7 protein-coding genes and 1 pseudogene are annotated in these 8,628 nt (G+C 65.1%); 6 read left to right on the top strand and 2 right to left on the bottom strand.

Annotated elements, in window-relative coordinates; translation table 11 throughout:
* The 4 genes from SJH88_RS17505 to SJH88_RS17490 all read left to right on the top strand — a co-directional run.
* Window positions 1-2,198: ComEC/Rec2 family competence protein (locus SJH88_RS17505; RefSeq protein ID WP_274755221.1), on the top strand; the 2,198-nt coding region annotated here is incomplete at its 5' end.
* A 115-nt stretch (window positions 2,199-2,313) separates the two neighbouring features.
* Window positions 2,314-3,858 (top strand): circularly permuted type 2 ATP-grasp protein, encoded by a 1,545-nt coding sequence (locus SJH88_RS17500; protein ID WP_274755220.1) that lies wholly within the window; start codon window positions 2,314-2,316, stop codon window positions 3,856-3,858.
* A 100-nt stretch (window positions 3,859-3,958) separates the two neighbouring features.
* On the top strand, window positions 3,959-4,099 hold the full coding sequence (locus tag SJH88_RS17495; protein ID WP_274755219.1) for an alpha-E domain-containing protein: 141 nt from the start codon (window positions 3,959-3,961) through the stop codon (window positions 4,097-4,099).
* A complete protein-coding gene (locus SJH88_RS17490; protein ID WP_234686659.1) occupies window positions 4,093-5,055 on the top strand; it encodes an alpha-E domain-containing protein in 963 nt (320 codons plus the stop codon). Before SJH88_RS17495 ends, SJH88_RS17490 begins: the two co-directional genes overlap by 7 nt.
* A 130-nt stretch (window positions 5,056-5,185) precedes the next feature.
* On the opposite strand, the gene bfr is transcribed toward SJH88_RS17490, so the two are convergent.
* A complete protein-coding gene (gene bfr / locus SJH88_RS17485; protein WP_042413978.1) occupies window positions 5,186-5,668 on the bottom strand; it encodes a bacterioferritin in 483 nt (160 codons plus the stop codon).
* A gap of 228 nt (window positions 5,669-5,896) precedes the next feature.
* Here bfr and ahpC point away from each other — a divergent pair, with 228 nt between their 5' ends.
* Window positions 5,897-6,460, top strand: coding sequence for an alkyl hydroperoxide reductase subunit C (gene ahpC / locus SJH88_RS17480; protein ID WP_042413974.1), 564 nt, complete (start codon window positions 5,897-5,899; stop codon window positions 6,458-6,460).
* 96 nt (window positions 6,461-6,556) lie between these two features.
* On the top strand, window positions 6,557-8,113 hold the full coding sequence (gene ahpF, locus SJH88_RS17475) for an alkyl hydroperoxide reductase subunit F (RefSeq protein ID WP_210929211.1): 1,557 nt from the start codon (window positions 6,557-6,559) through the stop codon (window positions 8,111-8,113).
* Between the two features lie 191 nt (window positions 8,114-8,304).
* Here the strand turns inward: ahpF and SJH88_RS17470 are convergent.
* A pseudogene (locus tag SJH88_RS17470) lies at window positions 8,305-8,508 on the bottom strand (IS3 family transposase); the annotation flags it as partial.
* Between the last annotated feature and the right edge of the window lie 120 nt (window positions 8,509-8,628).

The raw sequence follows: 8,628 nt of genomic DNA, 5'->3' as shown, positions 1-8,628 counted from the left end.
TGGCTGCTGTGGGGCGCGGCACTGGCCTGGGGATGATGGGCTGGCGCGCCGCCAGCTTTGCCGCCACGGCCATGCCGCCCGCGTGGGAGGGGCGCGATGTGCGCGTGACCGGGGTCATCACCGACATGCCCCAGGCGGTCGAGCGCGGGGTGCGCCTGCGCTTTGCGGTGGAGCAGGCCGAGTCGGTCGAGGTGCCCCCGCAGCCCGTGCCACTGCCGCCGCTGGTGGCGCTGACCTGGTACGGTGAGCTGCCACCGCAGGGCTTGCAGGCCGGCCAGCGCTGGGCCTGGACCGTGCGCCTCAAGGCCCCGCACGGGGAGCGCAACCCCCACGGCATGGATTGGGAGCTGTGGTGGTGGAGCCAGGGCATCCAGGCCACGGGCTATGTGCGCCGTGGCGCACGCGATGCGCCGCCGCAATGGCTGGGCCAGACCTGGCAGGCCCCGGTGGCGCGCTGGCGGGGGCAGATCCACCAGCGCCTGCAGCCCCCGGAAGGGGCCTCGGCACGCCTGCAGGCTTCCATGGGCGTGGTCCAGGCCCTGGTGACTGGCGCGCAATCGAGCATCGGCCGCGCCGACTGGCAACTGTTCCGCGACACCGGGGTGGCGCACCTGGTCAGCATCAGCGGGCTCCACATCACCATGTTCGCCTGGCTGGCGATGGCCGTGGTCCAGCTGTGCTGGCGGCGTTCGGCCCGGCTGTGCCTGTGGCAGCCGGCACCGGTGGTGGCCGCCTGGGCCGGCTTGGCGCTGGCCACGGCCTATGCGCTGTTCAGCGGCTGGGGCATTCCCGCGCAGCGCACCATCGGCATGCTGGCGGTGGTGGTGCTGCTGCGCAGCCAGGCGCGCAGCTGGCCTTGGCCCTGCGTCTGGCTGACGGTGTTGACCGTGGTGGTGCTGATTGATCCGTGGAGCCTGCTGCAGGCGGGCTTCTGGCTCAGCTTTGTGGCCGTGGGCGTGCTGGTTGCCGCACAGCCGAGGCCGAGGGGTGACACGGCGCGGGGCTGGAAGCCGGTCCTGGTGCGCATGGCGCGCGAGCAATGGGTCGTGGGCATCGCCCTGGCACCGCTGACCTTGCTGCTGTTTGGCCAGGTGTCGGTCATCGGTTTGCTGGCCAACCTGTGGGCCATCCCCTGGGTCACGCTGGTGATCACGCCCCTGTCCATGCTGGGTGTGCTCTGGTCGCCGCTGTGGTGGTTGGCCGCCCAGGGGGTGACGGCCATGGTCGGGCTGCTGGACGCCATGGCCGACTGGCGCGGGGCTGTGCTGTTCTTTGCCCAGCCGCCCTGGTGGGCGGCCCTGGCCGGGGTGCTGGGCTGCCTGTGGCTGGTGATGCCCTGGGGCTGGCGTTGGCGCATGCTGGGCCTGCCGTTGCTGGTGCCCCTGCTGGGGTGGCAGCCGCAGGCGCCGGCCTGGGGGCACTTCGAGGTGCTGGCGCTGGATGTGGGGCAGGGCAGTGCTGCGCTGGTGCGCACCCAGGGCCACAGCCTGCTGTTTGATGCCGGCCCGCAGTGGTCCGAGCAGGCGAATGCGGGCGAACGCACGGTGGTGCCGGTGCTGCGGGCCTGGGGATCGCGCCCGATGTGCTGCTGGTCAGCCACGCCGACAGCGACCATGCCGGTGGGGCCGAGGCCGTGGTGGCCGCCTTCCCCCGGGCGCATCGACTGGGGGCGGGCGGTGTGCCCTGTGTCCAGGGGCAGTCCTGGACCTGGGATGGGGTGCAACTGGAGGTGCTGCACCCCATGGCCCCTGCGACACACACACCGGTGGGGGTGCCGGACGCAATGCCCAAAGCTGTGTGCTGCGGGTGCGCAGCCTGGCCGACACGGTGGCCCTGCTGACGGGCGATGTGGAGGCCCGGCAGGAGCAGGCGCTGCTGCACGCCGGCAGCCCCTTGCGGGCCGATCTCGTGCTCATGCCGCACCATGGCAGCAAGACCTCGTCCACCGCGGCCTGGGTGCAGGCGGTGCAGCCTGCGGTGGCCATCGCGCAAAGCGGCTACCGCAACCGCTTTGGCCACCCCCATCCCGCGGTGGTGCAGCGCTACCAGGCGCAGGGGGCACGGACAGTGACCAGCGCCGGCTGTGGTGCGGCCCGTTGGCGTTCCTGGGCCCCGGGCGCGGTGCAGTGCGAGCGCACGCTGGCGCGCCGGTATTGGCAGCATGCCGTGCCCGAGGCGGCAGGGGCTGGCTACACTGAGTGATCCCCGAGTGATTCGGTAAATGTCAGGAATTGCTTCCTCCACCAGATGGGTCCGGACTGGGCCTGATTCTTGCTGTCACCACAGCAATCCATTCGCAGGAGGCGTGCAAAGATGCAGAAGTTTGACGAGATGTACGCAATGCTGCCGTTCGATGGCAGCGACGTGCGGACCCATTACAAGGCCTATGCCCAGTGGCTGGCGCGGCAGGCGCAGACCACCATGCGTGCGCGGCAGGCCGAAGCGGAGATGATCTTTCGCCGCGTCGGCATCACCTTTGCCGTCTATGGCGACAAGGATGAGAGCGGCGCGGGCACGGAGCGCCTGATTCCCTTCGACCTGATCCCGCGCATCATCCCCGCCGGCGAGTGGGCGCGCATGCAGCAGGGGCTGGTGCAGCGGGTCACGGCGCTGAACCGCTTCATCGAGGACATCTACCATGGCCAGGCCATCCTGCACGCCGGCATCGTCCCGCGCGACCTGATCGATGGCAATGCCCAGTTCCGCCCGCAGATGCAGGGCGTGCTGGTGCCCGGCGGGGTGTACGCGCACATTGCCGGCATCGACATCGTGCGGGCCCGCAACGCCCAGGGCGAGGGCGAGTACTACGTGCTGGAGGACAACCTGCGCGTGCCGTCCGGCGTGTCGTACATGCTGGAAAACCGCAAGATGATGATGCGGCTGTTCCCCGAGCTGTTCAGCACCCACGCCGTGGAGCCGGTGGCCCACTACCCCGACCTGCTGCTGGATACGCTGCGTGCCAGCGCGCCGGGTTCGGCCGGGGCCGCCTCGGCCACGGTGGTGGTGCTGACGCCGGGCATGTACAACAGCGCCTATTTCGAGCATGCCTTCCTGGCGCAGCAGATGGGGGTGGAGCTGGTCGAGGGCCAGGACCTGGTGGTGCGCGACCGGGTGGTGTACATGCGCACCACGCGCGGTCTGCAGCGCGTGGACGTGATCTATCGCCGCGTGGACGACGACTTCCTGGACCCCCAGGTGTTCCGCCCCGATTCCTCGCTGGGCTGTGCGGGCCTGATGGACGCCTACCGCGCCGGCAACGTCAGCATCTGCAACGCGGTGGGCACCGGGATTGCCGACGACAAGTCGGTCTACCCCTATGTGCCGGACATGATCCGCTTCTACCTGGGAGAGGAGCCCATCCTCAGCAACGTGCCCACCTGGTTGTGCCGCAAGCCCGACGACCTGCGCTACGTGCTGGACCACCTGCACGAGCTGGTGGTCAAGGAAGTCCACGGCGCAGGCGGCTACGGCATGCTGATCGGGCCGGCCGCCACCCAGGCGGAGATCGCGAGCTTCCGCCAGGCGCTGCTGGCCAATCCGGCGGGCTACATTGCCCAGCCCACGCTGAGCCTGTCCAGCTGCCCGACCATGGTGGAGGCGGGCATTGCCCCGCGCCACATCGACCTGCGCCCCTTCGTGCTCAGCAGCCAGGAGGGCATGCGCATGGTCGCCGGCGGCCTGACGCGCGTGGCGCTCAAGGAGGGATCGCTGGTCGTTAACTCTTCCCAGGGCGGTGGCACCAAGGACACCTGGGTCCTGGGCGACGGCAGCGATGGGCTGGCAGACAGCCTGGCTGCTGGCCTGTCACAGTCCGCCGGCGCCTGGAGCCAACAAGCCTCGCTGGTGGGGGGCGTATGACACCGATGAACGCCCGCATCATCCCGGCCCGCATGCTGCCTGGCACCGGCCGGACAGCCCAGTGCCTGGCACTGGCCATCGCAATCTGTGAGGAGAACGCATGCTGAGCCGCACCGCCGACCACCTGTTCTGGATGTCACGCGACACCGAGCGGGCTGACAAGCGCTGTGCGCTTGCAACACAACAGCGCCCGCCTGCGCAGCAGGCGCGGGGTTTTCTGCCCGGGGAGGAATCATGCTGAGCCGCACCGCCGACCACCTGTTCTGGATGTCACGCTACACCGAGCGGGCAGAAAACACCGCCCGCATGTTGAGCGTGAGCTATGACACCTCGATGCTGCCGATGCGCCCGGACGATGCCGCGCGCACCTGGCAGGGGGTGTTGTCCATCAGCGAACTCATCCCGGCCTACCAGACACGCTACCGCGACATCACGCGCGACAACGTGCTGTTCTTCATGGTGGCCGACGAAAGCAACCCGGCGTCCATCGTGTCCTGCCTGCACGCCGCGCGTGAGAACGCGCGGGCCGTGCGCGGGGCCTTGTCCACCGAGGTCTGGGAGACCCAGAACCAGACCTGGCTGGCGATGCGCAAGCACTTGCAGGAAGGCTCCCTGGGCAAGGACCCCGGGCAACTGGCGGAGTGGGTGAAATACCGCTCCCACCTGTCGCGCGGCGTGGTGCTGGGCACCATGTTGCAGGACGAGGCTTTCAACTTCCTGCGCCTGGGCACCTTCCTGGAGCGGGCGGACAACACCGCGCGCTTGCTGGACGTGCGCTTCCATGCCATCCAGCGCGACTACCACGGCATGGAATCCGAGCGCAAAACCGCGCAGCAGTTCGACTTCTACCACTGGAGCGCGCTGCTGCGCAGCGTCTCGGCGTTCGAGGTGTACCGCAAGGTCTACCGCGACGTGATCACGCCCGAGCGCGTGGCCGACCTGCTGGTGTTGCGTGCCGACATGCCGCGTTCGCTGCACGCCTGCATGCGCGAGGTGGTGGACAACCTCAAGGCCGTGGCCCACGAGGGCTCGCAGGAAAGCCAGCGCAAGGCGGGGCGCCTGCTGGCCGACCTGCAGTACGGTCGCATCGATGAAATCCTGGACACCGGCCTGCACGCCTACCTGACGCAGTTCCTGGACCGCGTGAACATGCTGGGCGAGTTCATCACCCGGGATTTCCTGGTGCCAGAGTTGTGAATATTGGCAGCGCGTAAAAAAACGGAGCCCATGGGCTCCGTTTTCAATTGCATAGCAGCTGGCGCAGGTGGGATAAGGGCTAGAGCTTATTTAGGCAAGTGCCCCACCCACCAGGGTGGCGACGCTGGGCTCAATGGCCTTCGGCTTCACCCATCTGGGTCTGCAGGTAGTTCTGCAGGCCGATCTTGTCGATCAGGTCCAGCTGGGTTTCCAGGAAGTCGATGTGTTCCTCGGTGTCGTCGAGGATCTTGAGCAGCAGGTCGCGCGAGACGAAGTCGTGCGCGGCTTCGGCGGTCTTGATGCCGTCCTTGATCGTGGCCTGGGCCGCCAGCTCCAGGTTCAGGTCGCACTGCAGCGCTTCGGGGACGTCCTCGCCGATCTGCAGCTTGCCCAGGTCCTGCAGGTTGGGCAGCCCGTCCAGCATGAAGATGCGGTCCATCAGCACGTCGGCGTGCTTCATCTCGCCGATGGATTCCTTGTACTCCACCTTGGCCAGGGCTTCAAAGCCCCAGTGCTTGTACATGCGGTAGTGCATGTAGTACTGGTTGATGGCGGTGAGTTCGTTCTTGAGTTGTGCTTGCAGAGCGGCAATGACTTGCGGTTCGCCTTTCATATGGGGCTCCTTGTGTGAAGGTGACGCGTGGATGACCATTGTCAAGGATTCGCGGCCGTTGGCACGGCAAGTCCCCACTGGTGCGGATTGGCTGCGGTTGATGCTGAGTTGCGTTTGCGTTGATAAATAGTTTTAAGCAATCAAAACAATTAAGTCAATTGATTGAAATTATTTTACCCAGGGCTTAGACTACAGCCTGTGTTCAGTCGCATCACATAAGGAAACTACATGTCCGTTATCAATACCGTTATCAAGCCTTTCCAAGCCTCCGCATTCAAGGATGGCAAGTTCATCGAAGTGTCCGAAAAGGACGTGCTGGGCAAGTGGGCCGTGTTCTTCTTCTACCCCGCTGACTTCACCTTCGTGTGCCCCACCGAACTGGGCGACGTGGCTGACCACTACGACCAATTCCAGAAGCTGGGCGTGGAAATCTACTCTGTGTCCACCGACACCCACTTCGTGCACAAGGCATGGCACGATGCTTCCGAAACCATCGGCAAGATCAAGTACACCATGATCGGTGACCCCAGCGGCGTGGTGACCAACAACTTCGAAGTGATGCGTCCCGGCGTGGGCCTGGCCGACCGCGGCACCTTCATCGTGGACCCCGATGGCGTGATCCAAGCTGTGGAAATCACCGCCGAAGGCATCGGCCGCAACGCTGAAGACCTGCTGCGCAAGGTGAAGGCTGCCCAGTACGTGCGCAACCACCCCGGTGAAGTCTGCCCTGCCAAGTGGAACGAAGGCGAAGCCACCCTGGCTCCTTCGCTGGACCTGGTCGGCAAGATCTAATCCGATTGCCCGTGAAAAGCCTGGGCGAGGCCCGGGCTTTTTTCAACCAAGCAATTGATGGCTATCAAAAAAGAATTTTATTAGGATTTGACTATTATGCTCGACGCCAACCTCAAGACCCAACTCAAAGCTTATCTCGAACGCCTGCAAAAGCCGCTCGAACTGGTGGCCACTTTGGACGACAGCAAGGCGGCTGGCGAAGTCAAGTCCCTGCTGGCCGACATCGCGGCGCTCAGCGACAAGATCACCGTGGTCGAGAACAACGACCTGAACGTGCGCAAGCCCTCGTTCCTGATCACCAACCCCGGCGTGGACAGCGGCGTGCGCTTTGCCGGCGTGCCCCTGGGCCATGAGTTCACCTCCCTGGTGCTGGCGCTGCTGCACGTCGGCGGCCATCCCTCTAAGGAATCGGTCGATCTGCTGGAGCAGGTCAAGGCCATCGACACGCCGCTGCACTTCGAGACCTACTACTCGCTGTCCTGCCACAACTGCCCCGATGTGGTGCAGGCGCTGAACCTGATGTCGGCCCTGAACCCCCACATCACACACACCGCGATCGACGGTGGCCTGTTCCAGGACGAGATCAAGGACCGCGAAGTCATGGGCGTGCCCACCGTGTTCGTGAACGGTGAACGCTTTGGCCAGGGCCGCATGGAACTGGCGGAAATCGTCGCCAAGGTGGACACCGGCGCCGCCGCCCGCGAAGCCGCCAAGATTTCGGCCAAGGAGGCGTTCGACGTGCTGGTGGTCGGCGGTGGCCCCGCTGGCGCCGCTGCGGCCATCTACGCCGCCCGCAAGGGCATCCGCACCGGGATCGCTGCCGAGCGCTTGGGCGGCCAGGTGCTGGACACCGTGGACATCGAGAACTTCATCTCGGTCAGCAAGACCGACGGCCCCAAGCTGGCCGCGGCCATGGCGGCACACATCCGTGACTATGAAGTCGACGTGATGAACCAGCAGACCGGCGCCAAGCTGGTGCCCGCCGCCACCGAAGGCGGCCTGATCGAGGTGCACACTGCCTCGGGTGCGGTGCTCAAGTCCAAGACCGTGATCCTGTCTACCGGCGCGCGCTGGCGCAACATGAACGTGCCCGGCGAGGAGCAGTACCGCACCAAGGGCGTGACCTTCTGCCCGCACTGCGACGGCCCCCTGTTCAAGGGCAAGGACGTGGCGGTGATCGGCGGTGGCAACTCCGGTGTGGAAGCGGCCATCGACCTGGCTGGCCTGGTCAAGAGCGTGACGGTGCTGGAATTTGCCGGCGAGCTGAAGGCCGATGCCGTGCTGCAAAAGAAGCTGGCGTCGCTGCCCAACGTGAAGGTGATCCTGAACGCCCAGACCACCGAGGTGAACGGTGATGGCAAGAAGGTCACCGGCATCACCTACAAGGACCGTACCACCGACCAGGTCCACCAGTTGGCGCTGGAAGGCATCTTCGTGCAGATCGGCCTGCTGCCCAACACCGACTGGCTCAAGGGCACGGTCAATTTGACGCGCTTTGGCGAGATCGAGATCGATGCCAAGGGCCACACCAATGTGCCTGGCGTGTTCGCGGCCGGCGACTGCACGAATGTGCCGTACAAGCAGATCATCATTGCCGCGGGCGCTGGTGCCACGGCCGCGCTGTCGGCCTTTGACCACCTGATCCGCCACTGATGGGTTTTTAAGCCAAATTGGCTGCCAGCGCTTATGAGGTAAGCGTTAGCAGCTATCAAAAGAGAAAGGACTGCTCAGAAGAGCAGTCCTTTTTTTATTGTGTGTGTGACGAGGCGGCTTTCGGCCAATAGCAGTCATCCCGAGTACATCGTCAGCTAATCCTCACTGAATCACACCGGGTTTGGTGGAGGCTAGTTTGTTGAAGTGCAGGCGTCAGCCTGCACGGTCTTGGCAACTTGCCGCCAGTAGTTTGCCTCAGCCTCCGCTGGCGGTATATGTCCTATGGATTCCAGCAGCCTGTCATGGTTGAACCAGTGCACCCATTGCAGCGTTGCCAGCTCCAGTGATTCACGTGTTTTCCACGGCCCTCGTTTGTAGATAACTTCCGTTTTGTAGGGCGTGTCCGAATTTTTGTGTAAACGGTTCGGACTTCAATTGACGGAGATGCGGTCTCCGAACTCAATGGTAAAGCGGGTCAGCGCAGCCTTCCAATCCCGGATGGGCATGGTCCACTT

The sequence above is a fragment of the Comamonas sp. GCA5 genome (assembly GCF_036541385.1).
GTDB lineage: Bacteria > Pseudomonadota > Gammaproteobacteria > Burkholderiales > Burkholderiaceae_C > Comamonas > Comamonas aquatica.
This window is presented reverse-complemented; position numbering and strand designations above follow the sequence as displayed.

Coding starts and splice junctions, on each gene's coding strand:
- ahpF (WP_210929211.1), top strand. CDS start 6,557: ATGCTCGACGCCAACCTCAAGACCCAACTCAAAGCTTATCTCGAACGC.
- ahpC (WP_042413974.1), top strand. CDS start 5,897: ATGTCCGTTATCAATACCGTTATCAAGCCTTTCCAAGCCTCCGCATTC.
- bfr (WP_042413978.1), bottom strand. CDS start 5,668: ATGAAAGGCGAACCGCAAGTCATTGCCGCTCTGCAAGCACAACTCAAG.
- SJH88_RS17490 (WP_234686659.1), top strand. CDS start 4,093: ATGCTGAGCCGCACCGCCGACCACCTGTTCTGGATGTCACGCTACACC.
- SJH88_RS17500 (WP_274755220.1), top strand. CDS start 2,314: ATGCAGAAGTTTGACGAGATGTACGCAATGCTGCCGTTCGATGGCAGC.
- SJH88_RS17495 (WP_274755219.1), top strand. CDS start 3,959: ATGCTGAGCCGCACCGCCGACCACCTGTTCTGGATGTCACGCGACACC.